The 1766-nt window shown below is 55.7% G+C and carries 2 rRNA genes (1 of these 2 cut by a window edge); both read left to right on the forward strand.

Annotated elements, in window-relative coordinates:
- Positions 1 to 1540, forward strand: a 23S ribosomal RNA gene (locus ACFWH5_RS15430) (it extends 1665 nt beyond the left edge of the window).
- Between the two features lie 105 nt (positions 1541 to 1645).
- Positions 1646 to 1762, forward strand: a 5S ribosomal RNA gene (gene rrf, locus ACFWH5_RS15435).
- Positions 1763 to 1766: the final 4 nt, after the last annotated feature.

Here is a 1766-nt window from a genome sequence, read left to right on the forward strand (position 1 = left end):
ACACCGCCGCCTTCGGGTGGCATCGTGGTGGGGAGCGCGCGACCCCATGCTGGTGCGGCTAGCGTATTAACAGGTGTGACGCAGGAAGGTAGCCCAAGCCAGGCGATGGTTGTCCTGGTGCAAGTGCGTAGGCCGAGTCATAGGCAAATCCGTGACTCATACAGGCTGAGACACGATGCGGATGAAAAGTGGGTGATCCTATGCTGCCAAGAAAAGCATCGACGCGAGGTTCAAGCCGCCCGTACCCCAAACCGACTCAGGTGGTCAGGTAGAGAATACCAAGGAGATCGAGAGAATCGTGGTTAAGGAACTCGGCAAAATGCCCCCGTAACTTCGGGAGAAGGGGGGCCATCCACTTATACCGCCTTGCGCGGGAAAGGGTGTGGTGGCCGCAGAGACTAGTGGGTAGCGACTGTTTACTAAAAACACAGGTCCGTGCGAAGACGCAAGTCGATGTATACGGACTGACGCCTGCCCGGTGCTGGAAGGTTAAGAGGACCGGTTAGCCGCAAGGCGAAGCTGAGAATTTAAGCCCCAGTAAACGGCGGTGGTAACTATAACCATCCTAAGGTAGCGAAATTCCTTGTCGGGTAAGTTCCGACCTGCACGAATGGCGTAACGACTTCCCAACTGTCTCAACCGCGAACTCGGCGAAATTGCATTACGAGTAAAGATGCTCGTTACGCGCAGCAGGACGGAAAGACCCCGTGACCTTTACTACAGCTTGGTATTGGTGTTCGGTGTGGCTTGTGTAGGATAGGTGGGAGACTGTGAAGCGGATACGCCAGTATTCGTGGAGTCATTGTTGAAATACCACTCTGGTCACTCTGGATATCTAACTTCGAACCGTGATCCGGTTCAGGGACAGTGCCTGGTGGGTAGTTTAACTGGGGCGGTTGCCTCCCAAAAAGTAACGGAGGCGCCCAAAGGTTCCCTCAACCTGGTTGGCAATCAGGTGGCGAGTGTAAGTGCACAAGGGAGCTTGACTGTGAGACTGACAGGTCGAGCAGGGACGAAAGTCGGGACTAGTGATCCGGCAGTGGCTTGTGGAAGCGCTGTCGCTCAACGGATAAAAGGTACCTCGGGGATAACAGGCTGATCTTGCCCAAGAGTCCATATCGACGGCATGGTTTGGCACCTCGATGTCGGCTCGTCGCATCCTGGGGCTGGAGTAGGTCCCAAGGGTTGGGCTGTTCGCCCATTAAAGCGGTACGCGAGCTGGGTTTAGAACGTCGTGAGACAGTTCGGTCCCTATCCGCTGCGCGCGTAGGAAGTTTGAGAGGATCTGACCCTAGTACGAGAGGACCGGGTTGGACGAACCTCTGGTGTGCCAGTTGTTCCGCCAGGAGCACCGCTGGTTAGCTACGTTCGGGATGGATAACCGCTGAAAGCATCTAAGCGGGAAGCCGGCCTCAAGATGAGACTTCCATCACCCTCGGGTGGAGAGGCTCCCAGCCAGACGACTGGGTTGATAGGCCAGATGTGGAAGCACGGCAACGTGTGCAGCTGACTGGTACTAATAAGCCGATGACTTGATAACACCAATTCTTTCAAAGATGTTCCGCGTCCACTTTGTGGTTCTCGACGTACGGTCGGAACCAAACAACACACACGTGTGTGTTGCCGATGAACATGTCAATAGTGTTTCGGCGGCCATAGCGTGAGGGAAACGCCCGGTCACATTCCGAACCCGGAAGCTAAGCCTCACAGCGCCGATGGTACTGCAGGGGGGACCCTGTGGGAGAGTAGGACACCGCCGGACTTCT

The sequence above is a fragment of the Microbacterium sp. NPDC058345 genome (genome assembly GCF_042723855.1).
Classification (GTDB): domain Bacteria; phylum Actinomycetota; class Actinomycetes; order Actinomycetales; family Microbacteriaceae; genus Microbacterium.